Source organism: Desulfovibrio sp. ZJ369, assembly GCF_011039085.1.
Lineage (GTDB): Bacteria > Desulfobacterota > Desulfovibrionia > Desulfovibrionales > Desulfovibrionaceae > Desulfovibrio.
On the sequence record NZ_JAAKEI010000035.1, the window covers coordinates 1 to 20,474 of the forward strand.

At 64.4% G+C, this 20,474-nt stretch carries 21 protein-coding genes; 15 read left to right on the plus strand and 6 right to left on the minus strand.

Features of this window, described 5'->3' with window-relative positions:
• Positions 1–129: 129 nt before the first annotated feature.
• The 5 genes from G7Y51_RS10365 to G7Y51_RS13900 all read right to left on the minus strand — a co-directional run bounded on the left by G7Y51_RS10365 (position 130) and on the right by G7Y51_RS13900 (position 8,959).
• Positions 130–3,435 carry an efflux RND transporter permease subunit gene (locus G7Y51_RS10365; RefSeq protein WP_277424690.1) on the minus strand — a complete coding sequence of 1,102 codons (3,306 nt, stop codon included), beginning with the start codon at positions 3,433–3,435 and terminating at the stop codon, positions 130–132.
• Entirely contained in the window at positions 3,432–6,569 is a 3,138-nt protein-coding gene (locus G7Y51_RS10370) for an MdtB/MuxB family multidrug efflux RND transporter permease subunit (protein WP_165177208.1), read from the minus strand. The genes G7Y51_RS10365 and G7Y51_RS10370 overlap by 4 nt, the downstream gene beginning before the upstream one ends.
• Before the next feature lie 136 nt (positions 6,570–6,705).
• Positions 6,706–7,911: an MdtA/MuxA family multidrug efflux RND transporter periplasmic adaptor subunit gene (locus tag G7Y51_RS10375; protein ID WP_165177210.1), complete on the minus strand. Its 1,206-nt coding sequence runs from the start codon at positions 7,909–7,911 to the stop codon at positions 6,706–6,708.
• Positions 7,912–8,168: 257 nt separating this feature from the next.
• Entirely contained in the window at positions 8,169–8,549 is a 381-nt protein-coding gene (locus G7Y51_RS10380) for a NirD/YgiW/YdeI family stress tolerance protein (RefSeq protein WP_165177212.1), read from the minus strand.
• Between the two features lie 275 nt (positions 8,550–8,824).
• On the minus strand, positions 8,825–8,959 hold the full coding sequence (locus G7Y51_RS13900; protein ID WP_277424691.1) for a hypothetical protein: 135 nt from the start codon (positions 8,957–8,959) through the stop codon (positions 8,825–8,827).
• 140 nt (positions 8,960–9,099) lie between these two features.
• Between G7Y51_RS13900 and G7Y51_RS10385 the strand changes: the two genes are divergently transcribed.
• Positions 9,100–9,381, plus strand: a complete 282-nt coding sequence (locus tag G7Y51_RS10385) for a Lar family restriction alleviation protein (RefSeq protein WP_241160216.1) — start codon at positions 9,100–9,102, stop codon at positions 9,379–9,381.
• 290 nt (positions 9,382–9,671) lie between these two features.
• On the opposite strand, the gene G7Y51_RS10390 is transcribed toward G7Y51_RS10385, so the two are convergent.
• A complete protein-coding gene (locus G7Y51_RS10390) occupies positions 9,672–10,355 on the minus strand; it encodes a helix-turn-helix transcriptional regulator (RefSeq protein ID WP_165177214.1) in 684 nt (227 codons plus the stop codon).
• 365 nt (positions 10,356–10,720) lie between these two features.
• On the opposite strand from G7Y51_RS10390, the gene G7Y51_RS10395 reads away from it, so the two are divergent.
• The 14 genes from G7Y51_RS10395 to G7Y51_RS10455 all read left to right on the plus strand — a co-directional run bounded on the left by G7Y51_RS10395 (position 10,721) and on the right by G7Y51_RS10455 (position 20,276).
• Positions 10,721–10,960 (plus strand): hypothetical protein, encoded by a 240-nt coding sequence (locus G7Y51_RS10395; RefSeq protein WP_165071140.1) that lies wholly within the window; start codon positions 10,721–10,723, stop codon positions 10,958–10,960.
• Entirely contained in the window at positions 10,947–11,522 is a 576-nt protein-coding gene (locus G7Y51_RS10400; protein ID WP_165071138.1) for a Mor transcription activator family protein, read from the plus strand. The genes G7Y51_RS10395 and G7Y51_RS10400 overlap by 14 nt, the downstream gene beginning before the upstream one ends.
• A gap of 229 nt (positions 11,523–11,751) precedes the next feature.
• Positions 11,752–12,432, plus strand: coding sequence for a glycosyl hydrolase 108 family protein (locus G7Y51_RS10405; RefSeq protein WP_165177216.1), 681 nt, complete (start codon positions 11,752–11,754; stop codon positions 12,430–12,432).
• 63 nt (positions 12,433–12,495) lie between these two features.
• Positions 12,496–12,807, plus strand: a complete 312-nt coding sequence (locus G7Y51_RS10410) for a hypothetical protein (RefSeq protein ID WP_165177218.1) — start codon at positions 12,496–12,498, stop codon at positions 12,805–12,807.
• 124 nt (positions 12,808–12,931) lie between these two features.
• Complete coding sequence (locus G7Y51_RS10415; RefSeq protein WP_165177220.1) at positions 12,932–13,321, plus strand: DUF2730 family protein; 390 nt, start codon at positions 12,932–12,934, stop codon at positions 13,319–13,321.
• The gene (locus G7Y51_RS10420; protein ID WP_165177222.1) at positions 13,321–13,650 is read left to right on the plus strand and encodes a hypothetical protein; all 330 of its coding nucleotides are present in this window, start codon (positions 13,321–13,323) and stop codon (positions 13,648–13,650) included. Before G7Y51_RS10415 ends, G7Y51_RS10420 begins: the two co-directional genes overlap by 1 nt.
• 4 nt (positions 13,651–13,654) lie before the next feature.
• The gene (locus G7Y51_RS10425) at positions 13,655–15,013 is read left to right on the plus strand and encodes a terminase family protein (protein ID WP_165177224.1); all 1,359 of its coding nucleotides are present in this window, start codon (positions 13,655–13,657) and stop codon (positions 15,011–15,013) included.
• 118 nt (positions 15,014–15,131) lie between these two features.
• Positions 15,132–15,662: a hypothetical protein gene (locus G7Y51_RS10430; RefSeq protein WP_241160217.1), complete on the plus strand. Its 531-nt coding sequence runs from the start codon at positions 15,132–15,134 to the stop codon at positions 15,660–15,662.
• A gap of 60 nt (positions 15,663–15,722) precedes the next feature.
• Complete coding sequence (locus tag G7Y51_RS13780; RefSeq protein WP_241160218.1) at positions 15,723–15,938, plus strand: hypothetical protein; 216 nt, start codon at positions 15,723–15,725, stop codon at positions 15,936–15,938.
• 3 nt (positions 15,939–15,941) lie between these two features.
• On the plus strand, positions 15,942–17,855 hold the full coding sequence (locus G7Y51_RS10435; RefSeq protein WP_241160219.1) for a portal protein: 1,914 nt from the start codon (positions 15,942–15,944) through the stop codon (positions 17,853–17,855).
• Positions 17,855–18,187 carry a hypothetical protein gene (locus G7Y51_RS10440; RefSeq protein WP_165177227.1) on the plus strand — a complete coding sequence of 111 codons (333 nt, stop codon included), beginning with the start codon at positions 17,855–17,857 and terminating at the stop codon, positions 18,185–18,187. Before G7Y51_RS10435 ends, G7Y51_RS10440 begins: the two co-directional genes overlap by 1 nt.
• Positions 18,177–18,692 carry a hypothetical protein gene (locus G7Y51_RS10445; RefSeq protein ID WP_165177230.1) on the plus strand — a complete coding sequence of 172 codons (516 nt, stop codon included), beginning with the start codon at positions 18,177–18,179 and terminating at the stop codon, positions 18,690–18,692. Before G7Y51_RS10440 ends, G7Y51_RS10445 begins: the two co-directional genes overlap by 11 nt.
• A gap of 59 nt (positions 18,693–18,751) precedes the next feature.
• A complete protein-coding gene (locus tag G7Y51_RS10450; protein ID WP_165177233.1) occupies positions 18,752–19,741 on the plus strand; it encodes a major capsid protein in 990 nt (329 codons plus the stop codon).
• Positions 19,742–19,844: 103 nt separating this feature from the next.
• Positions 19,845–20,276, plus strand: a complete 432-nt coding sequence (locus G7Y51_RS10455; protein ID WP_165177235.1) for a hypothetical protein — start codon at positions 19,845–19,847, stop codon at positions 20,274–20,276.
• Positions 20,277–20,474 lie beyond the last annotated feature (198 nt).

Here is a 20,474-nt window from a genome sequence, read left to right on the forward strand (position 1 = left end):
AAGTGGATTGTTGGCAGGCACAAAGAAATAATCTTGGCTCCAAGATTAATTGGCAATTTACAACTGATCAAGCCAGGATAAAGTTAAAACGACTTTACCCGACACTTGTAGCTTGACGCAACACTAGGTTCAGCTTCTGCGGCTGAGGATCGCCAAACGCCCGGCCCTGGCGCGGCCATAGCGCAGCCGCCACCAGAAGCGCCGGGCGCGCAGGCGCGCGCGATCCAGACAAAGATAGACCACCGGCGTGGTATAGAGGGTCAGCAACTGGCTGACCAGCAGGCCGCCCACAATGGTGATGCCGAGCGGCTGGCGGATCTCCGCGCCGTCGCCCTGCCCGATCGCCAGAGGCACGGCTCCGAGAATGGCCGCGGCCGTGGTCATCATTATCGGCCTGAAGCGGAGCAGGCAGGCCTCGTAAATGGCCTTGTCCGGCGGCAGATGCCGCATGCGCGAGGCCTCCAGGGCAAAGTCGATCATCATGATCGCGTTCTTTTTGACGATGCCGGCCAGCAGAAGCACGCCGATCAGCGCAATGACGCTGAACTCCATCCTGAAGAGCATCAGGGAGAGCAGCGCCCCGCCCCCGGCCGAAGGCAGCGTGGAAAGGATGGTCAGGGGATGGATCAGGCTTTCGTAGAGCACGCCGAGTACAATGTAGAGCGCGGCCAGGGCGGCCAGGATCAGGATGATCTGGCTGCTCATGGTGTCGCTGTACAGCCTGGCCGTGCCCTGAAAGCTGCCCACAATGGTGGCTGGCATGCCGATTCTGACCCGCGTTTCGGCAATGGCCGCCTGGGCCTGTGAAAGCGCGGCGCCCTGCTTCAAATTGAAAGAAATGGTCACGGCCGCGAACTGGCCCTGATGCGCCACGGAGAGCGGCGCAAAGGCCGGGCCCACCGTGGCCGCGCTGAGCAGCGGCACAAGGCCGTCCTTGCCGGGCAGATACACTTTTTCCAGGGCCTGCGCGCCTTCCAGCCAGTCCGGGCCGTATTCCAGCACCACGCGGTATTGGTTCTTGTCCTCATAGATGGTGGAAACCTGGCGCTGGCCGAAAGCATTGTTCAGGGCCGCGTCCACGTCCCGCATGGTCAGGCCCAACCGGGCCAGGGCGTCGCGGTTGACCGTGATCATGGTTTGCAGGCCGCGTTCCTCAATGTCGCTGTCCACGTCCCTGAAAAGCGGCTGGCCGGCCAGGGCCCGCTGCAATCTGCGCCCCCAGGCGCGCAGCTCGTCCAGATTGTCGGCCTGAAGCGTATATTGATACTGGGAGCGCGAGCCGCGTCCGCCCATCATAATGTCCTGGGCAGGCTGCAAAAAGATCTGCAAGCCCGGTTCCGAGGCCAGCCTGCCGCGCAAACGGCCGATCACGGCCTGCGCGCCGATCCCGCGCTCCTCCAGAGGCTTGAGCGAGATGAACACCCCGCCGCCGCCCCGGCCGCCGGAAACATGCGCCGAGACCTGTTCCACAGCCGGATCCGCGCGGATCACGTTGACCAGTTTTTCCAGCTTGACCTGCATGGCCTGAAAGGAGGCGCTCTGATCCGCCCGGATGCCGCCCATGATCACGCCCGTATCCTGCTGTGGAAAAAAGCCCTTGGGCGCCACGATATACAGCCAGACATTACCCGCAATGACCAGAAAGAGCGAAAACATGGTCAAACGCGGGTGACGCAGCACCACGGCCAGACTTTTGGCGTAGCCGCGCTGCATGCCTGCCAGCATTTCCCCCCAGGCCTCGCCCAGGCGCGCGCTCCAGTGCCGCAAAAGGCGGAAAAATCCCTTGCGGCTTTGCGGCAGGCCCTGCTTGCGGCGGGCAGGCCGCTCATCCACGGGCCGCAGCAACTGCGCGCACATCATGGGCGTGGTACTCAGGGAGACCAGCATGGAAACCAGCACCGCAGTGGTCAGCACCACGGAAAATTCGCGGAACAGGCGGCCCACAATGCCGCCCATGAATAAAATGGGCGTGAACACCGCCACCAGCGAAAGGGAAATGGACACCACCGTAAAGCCCACTTCGCGGGCTCCGCGCAAGGCCGCGCGCAGCGGGCTTTCGCCCATTTCCAGGCGGCGCACGATGTTTTCCAGCACGACAATGGCGTCGTCCACCACAAAGCCGGTGGAGACGGTCAGGGCCATGAGCGAGAGATTGTCCAGGCTGTAGCCGCAGAGGTACATGACCCCGAAGGTGGCGATCAGCGAGACGGGCGCGGCCACCGCCGGGATGCTGGTGGCCCGGCCGTTGCGCAGAAAGAGAAAGGTCACCAGCACCACCAGGGCCATGGACAGGAGGAGGCTTTTTTCCACCTCTTTCAGCGAGGCGCGGATGGTCAGGGAACGATCCATGCGCAAGCCCAGATCCGCGCTCTCCGGCAGCCAGGAGCGCAACTGCGGCAGCATGGCCTTGACCCGGTCCACGGTCTCAATGATGTTGGCGCCGGGCGAGCGGAACACAATAAGCAGAATTGCGGGCCTGCCATTGGCGACAGCCATGTTGCGCACGTCCTGCGAAGAATCCTCAACCCTGGCCACGTCCGCAAGGCGGATGGTTCCGCCCTCGTTCCGGGCCACAATCAGCGGCTTGTAGTCCTCAGCCTTGCGCAACTGATCGCTGGCCCCCACGAGCCAGAAGGAATTCTCGTTTTCCAGCATGCCCTTGGGCAGAAAGGCATTGGCCGAGGCAAGCGCCTGGCGCACATCCTCCATGCTCACCCCGGCGCGGTTCAGGGCGTCAGGAATGACCTGCACGCGCACCGCGGGCAGGGCTCCGCCGCCCACAGTCACCTCGCCCACGCCCGGAATCTGGGAGATTTTCTGGGCCAGCACCGTGGAAGCCGCATCGTACAACTGGGCGCGGGTCAGCACATCCGAAGTGATCGAAAGGATCATGATCGGCGCGCCCGCGGGATTGACTTTGCGGTAGGAGGGATTGGAAGGCATGGTCGGCAAGGTGGATCGCGCGGCGTTGATGGCCGCCTGCACGTCGCGGGCCGCGCCGTCGATGTTGCGATCCAGATCGAATTGCAGAATGACATTGCTGGAGCCCAGACTGCTGGAAGAGGTCATTTCCGTGACCCCGGCTATGCGCCCCAGGGCCCGTTCCAGGGGCGTGGCCACAGTGGCGGCCATGGTTTCCGGGCTGGCTCCGGGCATACGCGCGCGCACCACCACCACGGGAAAATCCACTTCCGGCAGCGGCGCCACGGGCAACAGACCAAAAGCCACCAGGCCGGCAAGGGCAATGGCGATGGTCAGCAGCGTGGTGGCCACGGGCCTCCGGATAAAAGGCGCGGAGATGTTCAGGGGCAGAAATTCCGGGCCAAAGCGGCGGCGGCCGCCTTTGGCCGCGTCTCTGCCGCGTCGCCGGGGCTCCTGCCCTTGCTCCTGGCCGGACGTTTGAGGCGCGCGCGGCGGTTCAGGCGTCGGGCTCATGCGCCCTCCCCCTGCGCCGGGGCTTCGGGCCCGGCCGGCGCGCGCCGGCGGCGCAGCCCGCGGCTGGCGCGGTCAAACCAGAGATAGATCACCGGCGTGGTGAAAAGCGTCAGCACCTGGCTCACAATCAGGCCGCCCACCATGGTCACGCCCAGGGGCCGCCGCAGTTCCGCGCCCATGCCCCAGCCGATCATCAGGGGCAGGGCTCCGAGCAGAGCGGCCAGAGTGGTCATCAAAATGGGCCGCAGCCGCAGCAGGCAGGCCTGACGGATGGCGGCCAGGGGCGGCTTGCCCTCCTGCCGCTCGGCCTCCAGAGCAAAGTCGATCATCATGATCGCATTCTTTTTGACGATGCCGATCAGCAGAATGATGCCGATGATGCCCACCACGCCCAGTTCCATGCGGGCCAGCATCAGGGCCAGCAGAGCCCCGACGCCGGCCGAGGGCAGGGTGGAAAGGATGGTCAGGGGATGGATATAGCTCTCATAGAGCACGCCCAGCACAATGTACATGGTCACCACAGCCGCCAGAATCAGCCAGACCTGATTGTCCGTGGAAGAGAGAAAAGCCTGGGCCGCGCCCTGAAAGCGGGTCCGCAGGGCCGGGGGCAGCTTGAGATCCGCCTCCGTGGCCTGCACGGCCCTGACCGCCGCGCCCAACGAGGAGCCGGAGGCCACATTGAAGGAAATGGTGGCCACCGGAAACTGGCCCTGGCGCGCCAGGGAAAGCCGGGCCGGGCGTTCCTCCACCGTGGCGACGCTGGTCAGGGGCACGGGCTTGCCGTCGCCGCCCCTGACATAGATGTTTTCAACGGCAGCCGGGCCCAGGCGGAAGCGCGGGGCCACTTCCAGCACCACCTTGTATTGGTTTGTCTGCGTAAAGATGGTGGAGATCAGGCGCTGCCCCAGAGCGTCATACAAGGCATTGTCGATATCCGACATGCTGATGCCAAGCCGCCCGGCGGCGTCGCGGTTGATATGCAGATAGGCCATGCGCCCGGGGGTCTGCAAATCGCTGGTCACATGGGCCAGCTCCGGGCGCGCGGCCAGGGCACTGACGATGCGCGGGATCCATTCGGCAAGCTGTTCCCGGCTCAGGGCTTCCACCGTGAACTGGTACTGGGTGCGGGAAACGCGGTCCTCAATGGTCAGATCCTGCACGGGCTGCATGTAAAGCGTGAGCCCGGGCAGGGCATCGGCCCGCGCCATGAGCCGCCGGGCAATGGCCGGAGCGCGGGCGTCGCGTTCGGACAGGGGCTTGAGCTCCACTGTCAGGCGCGAGGTCCCCAGGCTCTGATTGACTCCGTCCACGCCCACAAAAAAAACCACGCTCTCCACGGCCGGATCTTCGAGGATCAACCTGGAAAGCTCGCGCTGGCGGCCTGCCATGGCCGCAAAGGAGGTATCCTGCGGCGCTTCCAGAATGCCCTGGATCACGCCCGTGTCCTGCACCGGGAAAAAGCCTTTGGGAACCGCCAGATACAGCAGCAGGGTGAGCGCCAGGGCGCCCGCGGCCACCCCGATGGTCAGGGTCTGATGCTCAAGAACCCAATCCAGTTTGCGCTCGTACCAGAGGATCAGGCGGTTGAAAAAGCGGCCGGCCTCCTTCTTTCGGGTCGCGCGCCCGGGCCGGAGCATGACCGCGCAGAGCATGGGCGTGAGCGTCAGGGAAATCACGGCCGAGATCAATATGGTCACGGCCAGGGTCACGGCAAATTCGCGGAAGAGCCGCCCCACCACGTCGCCCATGAACAGCAGGGGGATCAGCACGGCCACCAGGGAAACGGTCAGGGAGATGATCGTGAAGCCGATCTGGCCCGCGCCCCTGAGCGCGGCCTGAAGCGGCTTTTCGCCCTGCTCCAGGTAACGGGAAATGTTTTCGATGACCACAATGGCGTCGTCCACCACAAAGCCGGTGGCAATGACCAGGGCCATGAGCGTCAGATTGTTCAGGGAATAGCCCGCCAGATACATAATGCCCAGAGCGCCCACCAGAGAGAGGGGCACGGCCAGAGCCGGGATGATGGTGGCCTGCGCGTTGCGCAGAAAAATCCAGATCACCCAGATCACCAGGGCCACGGCCAGAAGCAATTCCAGTTGCACGTCGTGCACCGTGGCGCGAATGGTGGTGGTGCGATCCGTGACCACGCGCACGGCCACGCTGCCGGGCAGGGTCTGCTGCAATACGGGCAAAAGACGGATCACGCTGTCGGCCACGCTGATCACATTGGCCCCTGGCTGGCGCTGCACCGAGAGCACAATGGCCGGCTGAAAGGGCAGGCCGTTTTTGCCGTTTTCGCCTTTTGAGGCCACATAGGCGGCCAGGCGCGCGTTTTCCGCGCCTTCCAGCACGTCGGCCACGTCCTTGAGGCGCAGGGGCGCGCCGTCCTTGTAGCCGATGATGGTTTGGGCATACTCTTGAGCCGAGGCCAGCTGATCGTTGGCGTCAATGCTGCTGGCCCGCTCCGGCCCGTCAAAGCTGCCCTTGGCGTCGTTGACGTTGGCCGCGCCGATGGCCGAGCGCACGTCGGCCAGGGTCAGGCCCGCGTTGGCCAGGGCCTTGGGGTTGACCTGCACGCGCACCGCCGGGCGCTGCCCGCCGGACAGGGTGACCAGACCCACGCCCGGCAGTTGTGAGATCTTCTGGGCCATGCGCGTGTCCACCAGATCTTCCAGGCGGGTCAGGGGCATGGCATCGCTGGTCACGGCCAGGGTGACAATGGGCGGGTCGGCCGGGTTGACCTTGTTGTAGACCGGCGGATTGGGCAGATCCCTGGGCAGCAGATTGTCCGCCGCGTTGATGGCCGCCTGCACCTCCTGCTCGGCCACGTCCAAAGGCACGGAAAGGTCGAACTGGAGGGTGATCACCGAGGCCCCGGCCGACGACAGGGAACTCATCTGCACAAGTCCCGGCATGATCCCGAACTGGCGCTCCAGCGGCGCCGTGACCACGGCCGCGATCACGTCCGGCGACGCGCCGGGGTACAGGGTCTGGACCTGGATGGTGGGATAATCAATCTGCGGCAGGGCGGAGACGGGCAGGGAGCGGTAGGCCAAAAGCCCGGAGAGCAACAGCGCCGCCATGAGCAGAGAGGTGGCAATGGGGCGGAGAATAAAGATGCGGGAGAGGTTCATGCTCTATACCCTGCCCGCGCAAAAGAAGGCCGGGCGTGTGGCGTCACTGTCATTTTTTTCATGCCCTGCGCCCGCGGGGCAAAAAAATCCCCTCCACGCATCAGGGCCACAACCCTGCCCACGGCGCACAGCCGGATCACTCCGCAGCCTCCGCCCTGGGCGTTGCCACGCTCGCCGCCACCCTGACCGCAATCCCGTCGCGCAGACGGTCCAGGCCGTCCACCACCACCACTTCGCCGGGCCTGAGCCCCTTGTCGATGACGGTCAGGGCGTCCGTGCCGATGCCCGGCGTCACTTCCCGCACCTGGGCCACGTCCTCCCCTGCCTCATTCCTGCTCACCACATAGACGTAGGAACCGCGCGAGCCGAGCTGCACCGCCGAAGCGGGAACAGTCACCGCGTTTTTGAGCGTTTGCGCCAGGAGCCGGGCGTTGACGAACTGGTTGGGATAAAGCGCGCCGTCCCTGTTGGGAAACAGGGCTTTCAGCCTGACCGTGCCTGTGGCCGCGTCAATCTGGTTATCCAGAGAGATCAGCGTGCCCACGGCCAGCAAATGCTTCTGCTCCCGATCCCAGGCCTGCACCGGCAAAGGCGGCAGCGCCGGCTCCCGCTCGCGTTGGGCCAGGGCCCTGGCCACCAGGGGCACCTGGCTTTCGGGCAGGGTAAAAAGCACATTGCAGGGGCTGACTTCAGTGATCCGCACCAGCCCCTCGCTGTCCGAGCTCTTGATCTGATTGCCCTCGTCCACATGGCGCAGGCCCAGGCGGCCGCCCACAGGCGCGGTGATCCGGCTGTATTCCAGTTGCAGGCGCGCCGAATCCACAGCCGCCTTGTCCGCCTCCACCGTGCCTTCGTACTGACGCACCAGGGCGCGCTGGGTCTCATACTGCTGGGCCGCGATAAAGGCGCCCCTGGCCAGCCTGGCGTAACGCGCCAGATCCTGCCGGGCATTGTCCAACTGGGCCTGATCCCTGGTCAGATTGCCCTGGGCCTCATCCAGAGCGGCCTGGAAGGGGCGGGGATCGATCTCGGCCAGCAGATCCCCGGCCCGCACGCGCTGGCCTTCCCGGAAATGCAGGCGAATCAACTGCCCGTCCACCCGACTGGTGACCAGCACGTCGCTGGAAGGGACCACAGTGCCCAGGCCATTGAGAAAATGCGGCACATCCTGGGCCACTGCCGTGGCCACGCGCACCGGCGGGGCCTCCATGCCCATCCTGGGGCGCTCATCCCCCCCGGCAAAAAATATCCGCCAGATCAGGACGAGCGCCAGGAGGATCAATCCCGGCCAGATATAGTTACGGAAACGGCCGCCCGTGCCTTTTCGGGCCAATGCCATCATTGGATTCTCCTTGATATGGGAGAAAGATCACCCGAAAGATCAGGGCTGACGCGTCTGGAGCATATTGCTTTTGAAACGCCCGCTCCGGGGACACGCGTTCAAGAGCCTCGGGACTGCGGGCCGCAAGCCAGATCGGCCGCGCGGCCCCGGACTTCAGCAAATCATGCGGGCCACGGCTCTGCACGGCCCTGGTCAGGCGACTGGGCGGAGCCGTCAGGCGGCGGCCGGGAGGTTGCGCCGGCCGCCGTTTCTGCCGTTTACTGCAGGACTTCCAGGATCTTCACGTCAACCTCGGTGGGCCCCATCAGATCCTTGTCCACCTTGCCGGAAAGGCGCACGCGGGTCTGCGGGGTCACAGTGCGGCCCGCGAAAACCTTGTGGTCAATATCCACGACAACCTGGCCTGTGCTGTCCTTGAAAAGATATTTGTCGTCGCTGCCGGCCTGTCGCTCCGTAATATTGCCGGTCAGCATCACCGGAGTGTCGTCCGAGGCGTCCAAAGCCTTTTTCACGGTGTCGGCCTGCACGCCGGACGTGGGCCCCTGGAAGCCGCCCGCACCACCGCCGGGACCTTCAAAAGCCGCCTGCGCGGGCACTGCCAGCAGAAGCGCAAACAAGAAAGAAAGCAGATAACGCATAGTATCCTCCTGAATCAGGAATGGGTAAAGTTATGGCCGAAACGAGCCGGATTGCCGAATCCGATCACGCACATCCTGTTTGAGCCGGTCTTTTCGACGCAGTGTCGCGTCACGCGACAATTGTCGCAAGCCCGCACGGGGATGCGCGCCATCACTGTCGCCGGGATCAGCCGAAACGGATCACACGGCCGGCCTTGCGGCAACGGTTGCACGCTCTGTTTCCGTTGCCGGCCCATATACTTTCGCAAATATTGCACAAGGTTTCAATGCCTGACTCATGCAAGGGCAGGGCAGACGCCTCGTATGCGGCAGCCCTGCCCGGGCGTGCGGGCCTCTGCGGCCTCCAGCGGCGCTGCGCCCGCGGGCAAGGCCAGCATGGCCGCCAGAATGAAAGAAAACAAAGAACGCATACCGGCCTCCCGCGCTTTTCAAGCCTGCCTGCGGCTGATCCCTGTCAACGGAGTGCGTTCCGGTCAAAGTATGGCGCAAAAGATGGCAGCAAAGCGTGAGCCTGTATCGGAGATCCGCAATTCCGCGGCGCTTGTGGAGCATGGGCAAAGCTGCTATGCTGCGGCACATGAAAGAGCTTGATCCGCATACCATCCGGCCCTGCCTTGTCTGCGGGGGCGCCAATGTCCATCTGGAATCCCTGTTGCCGCCCGGACGGCGGCAGGAAGTATGGCGCGTGGTCTGCGCTTGCGGCCAGACGTCCCAGCAGTGGTCGGTCTCGCAGGGGGCGGCCATCCGCGCCTGGAACCGCAATCTTGCCCAGGCCGATGGCATTGCCCCGGAGAGCGCGCCTGCATCCTCCCCGGCCAGTCTGAAAAAGTAACCTGTGGGCCGGCCCTTCCGGCTCCGTTGCTCCGGCGGCAGGGCCGCGAAAAACCGGGGCTTTCAGCCAGGTGATGCCCGTCCATCGCCCGCGAGGCGGGTTATGAAAGAAACTCCGCCAACTGCTCTGACGAGCCGACTGTGGGCAGGCCTTAGAGCATTTTCTCTTTGAAAATGCTCTGCTGACGCGAAAGCGGCAGCCGCCGCAACGCGGCGTACATTCAGGCGAAAACCGCGTTTTTCGCCTGAATGCCACCTTTGACTTTCATAAAAAGTCAAAGGTAATCTGCTCTAGTCCAGCTCACGGCCGACCCACACCGCCCGCCCGATAATCCGTACCAGATCCGCAAGCTGTTCGCCGGTTTCCGCTTCAATGGGCGCGTAAGCCGGGTTGACGCTGCTCAGAATCAGCTTGCCCGGCACGGCATTGACGATCTTCAGATAGACCATATCCTCTACGCCCACGGCATAGATCCGCCCGGGGGCAGGCTCGCGCTGCGCCTGATCGATGAGCACCACGTCATTGTGCAGGATACGGGGCTGCATACTGTCCCCGGACACCCGCAAAAGCGCCATCCAGGCCGGATTACCCTTGCGGTGCAGAAAATCCCAGCGAAAGGCGTAATGCCGCAATACCTCGCCGCTGGTTTCAAAGCTGCCCGTGCCTGCCGAAAGCCGGGCCTCCACCAGGGGCACCATTACCAGGCGAGCCTCCGCCGTATCCGGCGCATCGCCGTCCGCATCGCCCTTGCCGGCCAGCAGCCAGTCCAGCGTGCAGCGAAGCGCCTCGGCAAGACGCACCGCATATTCGCCCTTGGGCAATTGCCGGTTCTCATATTGCTGGATAGTAGTCAGGCTCACGCCCACCCGGGCCGCCAGTTCCTGCTTGCTCAAACCAAGGTGGATCCGGCGGCGGCGCAAGCGTGCGGCGAATTCTTTCTGCAAGCCGAAAGGGTTCAATGGGGCTATGGTCATGGCACTCCCATATTTAACTCAATAATTCAATAATGTTATGTGAAAATCTTCAGGACAGATTACCGGTTTCCCCTGTACGCACCGGAAAAATGTTTATTCCTGCAAGAATTCTTTATATAAAAATAGCCTGTTTTTTTTCAGAAGGCAATAGAACCCATGCAACTGCGCCTTTTTTTGAGGCTTTTTGCGCCTGTTCCCGGAAAAATGGGGGGAAATCGCGCTTTCTTTTCATATATTATCTATTATTTCAGTATGATAAAATTTTTCTTCGATTTTAAAAATTTTTCTTGTATAAAAAATACATAATTTATATTTTACAAGCAAACGATTCAAGCGAACGAAAAATTTCTGAAAAGGGGTGCGACATGTCGGAACTGCATGATGAAATCCAAAACCTGAGCGCTGTGCTGGAGAGCCTTCAGCCCGGTATCCGCGCCTCCCAACGGCCTGTGCTGCGGCTGGTGAGCAATCATTTGCGGCTGCTGGCCCAACTGCTTGACAAACGCGACATTGCCGCACCGGCTGCCGCGCGGCAGGGCACGGGCCCGACCGGCGCGCCTGCCTTTGCCTGCCGTGCCTCTGAGGTGGCCCATGTGCGCCAGTGAGTCCGCGGCCCGCGCGGGTCGTCCGGCGCGGGCGCGGGATCGCGGCGCCTGGGGTCATGCCTTGCGACTCTCTGAGGAGGAACGCCGCTGGCTGGAAATTCTGGATCAGCTGCCGGAGAACGCGCGCCAGCTCTGGGAAGCTCTGAAGGACGTGCCCGAACTTTGGCGCGTGCTGCACTGCTATGGCGGCCGCAGTCTGCGCATTCCCCGGACGGTTCCCGGCGATCGCAGCCATCCCCTGCGCCGTCGTCTGGGCCTGCGCTGCCTGCGCAAGCTCATGGCCGCTTTCGGGGGCACCAGCATCTATGTGCCGCGTTGCAACGCACTGCTGGGACGGCTGCGCCAGCGCGAAATCATTGAAACATTCAGCAGGAACACCTCGCACGGCACAAGCAGCACCGCCGCCGTGGCCGCGTTGGCCCAGCGCCACGGCATGTCTGATCGCCGTATCTGGCAGATTCTCAAAAAGGAGGCTTCGGCCCCGTCCACTGCACGCGTGCTGTACCGTTTGGGGGACTCCGCAGCCCTGAGCGCTCCCGACGATACCGACAACCCTCTGTAATCCCTGTCAATCTCAAGAAAAACCATGCCCCGGAATTTTTTAAGCCCGCGAGATCGCGGGCCTTTTTTTTATTTTTTCAGGGAAGTTGCCCCGGCTCGGACGCGCTGACCCGCGGCCTGTAAGGATTTGACGTTACTGAAACCTTTCAGTCTTACGCGGAACAAACTTTTTGGCATGGTTTGCACACGCGCCTGATTGGCGCGGACAAACCCTTGTTCAGGAGTCTGCCATGTCCACTGCCTTTCAACTGGCCCATGCCTTCACCGCGCGCTGGGAGGGCTGCCTTTCCGACCATCCCGCTGATCCCGGCGGCATCACCAAATACGGCGTCTCCCTGCGCTGGGTGCAGGATCTGGCCCGCCAGGCTCGCGAGGAATGTCGCCGTCTGGCCCGCGCCTGCGACGGCTGCGCCGCCCGGAGCACGTCCGACTGCGGCTACTACAGCCTGGATCTGGATATGGACGGCGACCTGGACGCCGACGATATCCGGGCCTGTACCAAAGCCCAGGCAGCCGCGCTGTTCAAAAAACATTTCTGGGACAAGCTCGACTGCCGCAACCTGCCCCTGCCGCTGGCCGTAATCCTCTATGACGGCGCGGTGAACATGGGCCCCGCGCGCGCCGTGCGCCAGTTGCAACGGGCCATGAACACCACGGGGGACGCCCAGCTCGATCAGTACACGCCCATCGCCGAGGACGGGATTATGGGCCCGCGCACCGGCGAGCTGGCCGAAGCCCTGCAGGAAGCCGGTCTGGAATTCTTTGCAGCCCGCCAGACCCTGCGCCTGCGCGATGCCTTTTACCGCGATCTGGCGGCCCGTCGGCCCTCCATGAAAGTTTTTCTCACGGGCTGGCGCAATCGGGTCAAGGCTCTGGCGCACTATCTGGCGGAACTGGAGCGGGAAAACTGAGAATCGCTCGACAGCCTGCCCCGCCGCGGCAACGCGCTGCCGAAAAAAAGAGGAGGCAAGGTCATGTGGACATTGCTGGGGAAACTGCTGGGCGGCCTCGTGGGCGGCGTGCGCAAAGCGCTCCCGGATCGCAACCGCCAGAACGACGCGCAAAGCCGGATCAACGAGGCTGAGGTTTCCGGCGCGCCGCGCAGCTTTTTGCGGCTCTGGCGCTCCTTTCTGGGGTGGATGCTGAGCCTGCTTTTCGGCTGGGAGGTGGTGGGGCGGCTGATTGTGATCCCTGTATTTTTTCCGGACTGGGGCAAGGATCTGCCGCCTTCTGCCCTGGATCAGATCATGGCGCTGCTGCTGGGCATGCTCGGCCTGGGCTTCTGACGCGCCTTTCCGTTCCCCGGCTGCGTCATCCGGCACGGCGCGCCGCTTGCCGTGCCTGCCGGGAACGGACAACCCGCTTCGGAAAAAAGAGCGTTCTGCACCAATCATCACATAGAGGTTTCTCATGGCTCACGACATTTTCACTTCTCCGGGCGCGTCGCTTTTGATCCTGATCGTCCAGGGCCTGTTTGCCTGGGCGCTCTGGAGCCTGCGGCGCGCCTTTGTGCGCGGCGACGAGTATCTGCTCCACCTCCAGCGCGAGGCCCGGCGCGAGTCTGCCACGGCCCGCCGCCTGACCGCCCTGGAGGAGCACCTGCGCCAGTCGCCGGACAGCACGGAACTTGCGGATCTGCACAGCGAGCTGGCCGCGCTGCGCGGTGAAATGCAAACCCTGAACGCGCGCATCTCCGGTCTGGACCGCCTTTTGGAACGTCTGGAGCACGGCCTGGATCGGCAGGAAGACCGGCTGAGGCTGCTGCCGCCCCCGGTCTGCGCAAGCGGAGGCGCGCGCTGATGGCCCCCCGGCGCGCCATAAGCCGCAAGGCTCTTCTGGAAAGTCTGGAAAAGCGCCTTACTCTGCTCGCGCAGACCCTGGATGTGGCGGAAATCGCGGAAAAAAGCGTAGAGATCGTCAAGGAAATAAAAGAATTGCACGCCCTCTTGCGCTCCATCCGCGAGCCGGAGACCGCGGCCGCCCAGCGTCTGGTAGTGGTCTGGGGCGGCCCGGAGCAGCAGGGATCTTCCGCTTCAGGCCCCGGCCGCCTTGCCGCTTCCCCGCTTTCCGCGAGCGCGGCTCCGCGCGGCTCCGCAACTGAAACCACTGACCAGGCGCCCCGGAACTGAAGCCATGCCCCATGTCATTCCCTATTGCCCGCGCCCGTTGCAGTGGCGCTTTCACGAGCAACGCACCCGTTTTTGCGTCCTGCTCTGCCATCGCCGTTTCGGCAAGACCGTGGCGGCAATCAATGATTTGATCCGTGAGGCTCTGCGCCGGGGCGGAGAGGACTGGCGGGCCGCCTATGCCGCGCCTTTTCTGGGGCAGGCCAAGGCCGTGGCCTGGGACTACTGCAAACGCTTTGCCGGAGCCGTGCCGGGCACGCGCTTTCTGGAAAACGAGCTTTCCTGCATCTTGCCCAACGGCGCGCGCATCCGTTTGCTGGGCACGGAAAACGCCGAGGCGCTGCGCGGCCTGTATCTGGATGATCTGGTTCTGGACGAACCCGCGGACATGCCGCGGGAAGTCTGGAGCCGGGTTCTGCGCCCCATGCTGGCCGACCGCCAGGGCCGGGCGCTGTTTTGCGGCACTCCGCACGGCGTGGACAATCTGCTCTATGATGTCTGGCAGCAGGCCGCGCCCGAATCGTCCGACGTTTCGCACAACGGGCCGGGCGCGGCTGAGGCCGGGCAATGGTCGCGCTTTTGCTTCCCGGCTTCGCAGACCGGCTATCTGCCTGAGGCGGAGCTGGCTGCCGCGCGCCGAACCATGAGCGAAGCCGAGTACCAACAGGAGTTTGAATGTTCCTTCGCGGCCGCCCTGCGCGGGGCCTATTACGCCCCCCTGCTGGACATTGCCGAAAAGGAGGGGCGGATCGCCCCGCTGCCTCACACCCCGGATCTTCCGGTGCACACGGCCTGGGATCTGGGCATGGATGACGCGACGGCCATCTGGTTTTTCCAGGTGGAGCCATCGGGCAACTGGAGGATACTGGACTATTACGAGGCATCGGGCGAGGGGCTGGCCCATTATGCCCGCATTCTGCGGCAAAAGGCCCTGCCGCCCGGCGCCAGGGCGGAAGACGGCAGTAGCGGCCGCGGTTTCTGTTATGGCCTGCACCTGGCCCCGCAGGACATCCGGGTGCGCGAGCTGGGCACGGGCCAGAGCCGCCTGGAGAGCGCGGCCCGCCTGGGCATCCGTTTCAGCCTGGCCCCGGCCCTGCCCCTGGCCGACGGCATTGACGCCACGCGCAACGCCCTGCCCCGGTTCTGGTTTGACGCCCGGCACTGCGCCGCCGGTCTCAAGGCCCTGCGCGCCTACCGGCGGCTGTGGCGGCCGCGTCAGGAAAGTTTCAGCTCCGGCCCGCTGCACGACTGGGCAAGCCACGCGGCCGACGCCCTGCGCTACGCGGTCACCGGCTTCCGCCCGCAGGATCCTGCCGGGGGCGGCCCGCGCAAGGCCCGCGTGCGTTATGACCTGTTCGGAAACTGACGGGCAGTTGCCCAACCTTTTGAAAAACAACAGGCGCTGCGTTTTTGGCACACAAAGCCGGCGCTCCCATTGTGCGCCGGGGCCGAAATGCCTGCCGGCCTGCTCCAAGGAGGCTTTCATGCGCTTCATGTACCGCCCGGCCCGCACCCAGGCCCAGATCGACGAGCCCTATGCACGCATGCGGGCGGAAGGCTTGCTGCCCTGTGCCATGTATGCCTTTGCCGAGCCCGGCCTGGAAGACTGGCGGCGCGTCACGGCCCCGGAAAAGGGCCTGCTCCTGCGCTGCGAGGATGCGCAGGGGCGGCTGCTGGCCTGCGGCCTGTTTTCGCCCTGGCTGGGAAAAATCTGGCAATTCGACTTCACGGCCTTCCGCGAGTCGGCGCATCTGGCTCCGCTCATGGCCCGGCAAGCCTTTGCCTGGATTTTCGACCGGCAGGACTGCGCGGGCATCATGGGGCTCTGCCCCGCGCCCAACCGCCATGCCTGGCGTCTGGCAGAGGCCGCGGGCTTCAACGTTCTGGGGCGCTTGCCCAAGGCCTGCTTTTATGCCCGCAAACAAAACCATGTGGACGGCGTACTCGTTCTCTGCACGCCCCGGTCGCTGGCAAGCGCCACGAGCCTTGCCAGCGGCGGCAGTAGAGCGGAGTAGCGTTGAGATTATCCAGAGCATTTTCAAAATGAAATGGCTCCAACACAAAAGGAGGTCATCATGGGATTCGGAGGAGGAGGCGTCAGCACACCCGCCATTCCCGCGCCCGCGCCCGCGCCCAAGCAGGAAATTCAGAAGCCCGTCACCGAGGCGGCCACTGCGGCCCGTCAGGCGCAGCGGGACAAGGCGGCCAAGGCCGCGGGCATCCGCGGCTCCATCTACACCAGCCCGCTGGGCCGCGCGGATAACAGCCGCAAAACCCTGTTGGGACAATGAGCCATGACGCGCCATGCAAACTCCCGGCTTACGGGCCGCGTCACGCCCCCGGAGGGCAGCAGGCAGGGCCTCCCCGCAGCCGGGGCAACGCCCGCCTGGGGCGACACGCCCCCGATCCGGGCCGATGTGCGCGAGCTGGCCCGCCGTTACCGGGCCCTGCTGCGCCGCCGCGCCCCTTGGGATACGGCCTGGCAGAGCCTGGCGGATCACTTTCTGCCCACGCGCTGCCGTCTGCATCCTCACGAAGAGGATGCGGCGGAAAGCCCCATGCTCAACCGGAATCTGGTGGATGCCACGGGCATTCTGGCCATGCGCACCCTGGCCGCCGGGTTGCAGGGCGGCATGACCAGCCCGGCGCGGCCCTGGTTCCGACTTTCCCTGGATGACGCGGATCTGGCCAAGAGCCGCAGCGGCCAGGTCTGGCTGGATGAGGTAGCCTCGCGCATGAGGGTGGTTTTTCAGCGTTCCAATTTCTACAACGCCATGCACACGCTCTACGCGGAACTCGGCACCTTCGGCACGGCTTTTGCCTTTGAACTGGCCGATCCGCGCTGGGGCTTCCGCTTTGTGCCGCTTTGCGCCGGCGAATACGCGCTGGACTGCAATGTCCACGGCCGGGTGGACACGGTTTTCCGCCGCTCGTCCATGAGTCTGCGCCAGATCGTGGAGGCTTTCGGCGCGCGCGCCCTGCCCGAAGGCCTGCGCCAGTCGGCCCGGCGCAATCCCGACGAGCGCCATCTGGTGATCCAGGCGGTCTATCCCCGCGCGGCTCGCAATCCGGCCCTGCTCACGGCAGAGCACATGCCCGTGGCCTCGGTGCACTGGCTGGAGGGTCGCGAGGGCGGGCAGCATGCGTTGCGCGAGTCGGGCTTTACGGCCTTTCCCGGTTTCGGGCCGCGCTGGGATGTGGCCGGTGGCGACGTGTACGGCCGCTCCCCGGCCATGGACGCCCTGCCCGACTGCCGCATGCTGCAACAAATGGGCATCACCACGCTCAAGGCCATCCACAAGGCCGTGGACCCGCCCATGAGCGTGGCGGCCGGGCTCAGGTCCGTGGGTCTGGATCTCACGCCCGGCGGCATCAACTATGTGGAAAACCTGCCCGGCCAGAGTCCGCAGGCGGCCACGCCCCTGCTCCAGATCAAGCCGGATCTGGCCACAGCCCGGCAGGCCATGGAGGCCGTGCAGAATCAGATCCGCGCCGGCCTGTACAATGATCTCTTCAAGCTGATTCTGGAAGGCCGCTCCAGGGTCACGGCCAGCGAGATCGCGGCCCGAGAAGAGGAAAAACTGGTGCTCATCGGCCCGGTGCTGGAGCGCCTGCACGACGAGCTGTTCATCCCGCTGATCGACCGCACTTTTGCCCTGATGCGCGGGCTGGACATGCTGCCGCCCTGTCCCCCGGAGTTGGCCGGACGCCATCTCAAGGTGGAATTCGTCTCCCTGCTGGCCCAGGCCCAGAAGCTGGTGGGCGTGAGCGCGGCGGATCAGTATCTGGCTCTGACCCTCAAGGCCTCCGCGGCCTGGCCCGAAGCCCTGGACAGTCTGAATGTGGATCACCTGCTGGATACCTACGCCGACAGTCTGGGCCTGCCCGTGAGCCTGACCCGCCCGCCGGAGGAGCGCCAACAGCGCCGGGAAGCCAGAGCCGAGGCCACCAGAGCCGAATCCCTGCTCAAACAGGCCCGGGAAGCCGTGGAACTGGTCCAGGGCCTGGCCCGAAGCCCGCTGGGCGGAGATGCGGAAGGCAAGGGCGGCAGCGTGCTGGACGGCCTGCTGGGCCTGCTTGGGCAGGCCGCGCAAGGCCAGGCCGCCGGGCCGCAATTGCAGACGAGCGACGCGGGCAGCCCCGGCGCGCGCCCTGCCGGCGCGGCTGCGCCGCTTTGCCACGCAACAGGAATCCCGGAGGCTCGCTGATGGATGTTTTCGCCCCGTATGAGCAGGCGGATGCACGAAACGATCAGGCCCGGCAACGCGCTGACTTGTGCCATCGCCGTCTGCGCGCGGCCGTGGACATGCTTATGGAGAGCGCCGACGGCCGCCTGCTGCTGCGCTGGCTGCTGCAACTCAGCCAATGCTTCTGCGCCCTGGAGCCTGCCGCTTTTGACGGCGCAAGCGCAGCTCACCACCTGTTTTTTGCCGAAGGCCGCCGCTTTGTGGGCATGCAACTTCTGCGTCTGGCGCAGGACGCCGACCCCGGCCATCTGCCCAGACTGATCCAAACCAGGGAGGACGACGATGGAATCTGAAACGCTTTACACCACTCCGGGCACGGAAACGGCCGCGCCTGCGGATATGGCGGAAAACAAGGGCCCCGTCGCCCCGCTTGCGTCCGACGGCGCGCGCTTTTCCGCCGGTCAGGGTTCTGCGCAAAGCCCGGCGCAGGAGCCGGACGCGCAGGTCGCCGCGCTGCTGCGCGAGCAACAGGCCGCGCAGCAGTTGCAATGGCAGGAGCAGGTCAGCCGGTGGCGGCAGGAAGTGGCCCAGGATCCGGAGCTGGGCGGCGAAAATCTGGCTGCGTCCGTGGCCCGCGCCCAACTGGCCCTGGATCGTTTTGATCAGGACAAAAGCATCGGCCGCCTGCTGGAAGAAAGCGGCTACGGCAACCATCCGGCCATAGTTCGTTTTTTCAACCGCGTGGCCGACGCCCTCATGGAGGACAGCCCGGCTCAGGGTCTGCCGGACGGCGGCATGCCGCCGCTTGAGGAGCGCATGTATGCGGGCTGGTCTTCGGGCAATGCGGATCCGGCCTGATTGGCGCATCTCATCCCCGGTACAAGCGCGGAACATTTATAACCCAAAAGAGGATATGCATGTCCAATTCCCTTGGTTTCGTGGTTTCCCTGGCTGAAATGGAACAGTTCTACCGCGGCAGCAAAGCCGGGCAGATCATTGAGCTGATGAACAAAACCAACGACATCATGGATGATGTGCTCTGGATGGAGGCCAACCAGTCCGACGGGCATCTGACGCGTATCCGCACGGGCCTGCCCGAAGTGTACTGGCGGCGTCTTTACCAGGGCACGCCGCCCTCCAAGTCGCAATGGAGCCAGGTCAAGGAAGGCTGCGGCATTCTGGAAGCGATCATGGAGCTGGACGTGGAAGAGCTGCGCCTTTACGGCGGCCGGGACAAATCCTTCCGCATGAGCGAGGGCGTGGCCTTTGCCGAGGCCATGCGCCAGAAGGTCGCCTCCACGCTCTTTTACGGCGACAGCAATCTGAATCCCGATGAATTCAACGGGCTGGCCATGCGTTACCCGGCCCAGGACGCCCAGAACGTCCTGGATGCGGGCGGACGCGAGGAGGGCGCCTGCGCCTCGCTCTGGCTGGTGGCCTGGGGGGCCCAGGCCGTGCACGGCATCTATCCCAAAAACAGCACCGGCGGCCTTTCGCACGAGGATTTGCACACCTACATGACCCAGGATCCGGACGGCCGCAAATATCAGGTCGTGGGCGACAAATACAACTGGCGCTGCGGGCTGGCCGTGCGCGACTGGCGGGCCGTGGTGCGCATAGCCAACCTGGCGGTCAAGGATCTGAACAAGCGCAAGGGCCAGAGCGGCTTCATCGATCTGCAGAAGCTGACCATTGAAGCCAAGAACCGCATGCCCCAGCACTTGCGGCAAAAAGCCGTGTGGTACGCCAATGCCGATGTGCTCACGGCGTTGGAGCTGCAAAATTCCGATGCGGGCAATGTGCAGTTGCAGTACGGCGAATTTTTCGACGCCAAGGCCGTGCCCGTGCTGCACGGGCGGCCCGTGCGCCAGTGTGACGCGATCCTCTCCACAGAAGACGCCGTGTAGCGCAATGGAATTTTAAAAAGACGCCCGCAGGAGCTGCCGGAAGGCACGGCAAGCTCTTGCGGGACAGCCCCCAAAAGACATTTTTCCTCCCACAGGAGTTCTCATGGCCATTATCGACCGCAATGCCGTTTTTTTTGAAGGTCCGCTGACTTCCGACGCCCAGGGCTCGGCCGTGGCGCTCACCGCCCTGAAAATTCCCGGCCGCATGGAGCCCATGCCCATGCGCGTGTCCGTCACCGAAGCGTTTTCGCCCGAACAGGTTCAGACGCTGAGCCTGACCCTGGAGGAAGCCGACAGCAGCGACGGCGCATGGTCAGCCGTGCCGGGCGCATCCTGGACCGCAACGGGCGAGGATCTCGCTCTGGGCGCGCGCCTGGGCCCCCGCTTTCTGCCCCAGGGCGTGCGCAAGCCCTGGCTGCGCCTGGTTTTCAACCTTGCGCCCCGGACCGGACAGAGCGTGAGCAAGGGACAAATCTTCGCGGCCCTGCTGCGCGAGGAGGATTGGCCCTATGAGCCGGCCCTGCAGGTGAAATAGGGCCTCCTGAAAATTCCATGGACTTCCCTAAAGCATATTGCTTTTAAAACGCTCGCTCCGGCGCTTCACGGCGAAAGTAAATTTCGCCTGCGCCGGAGCGGCGGGCATGGCTTCGCCCTGCCAGAGCGTTTAGCTAATTTCATTAGCAAAACGCTCTACGGATCGCGCAATGCTTCATTGCGCGATCCGTTCCCCCCT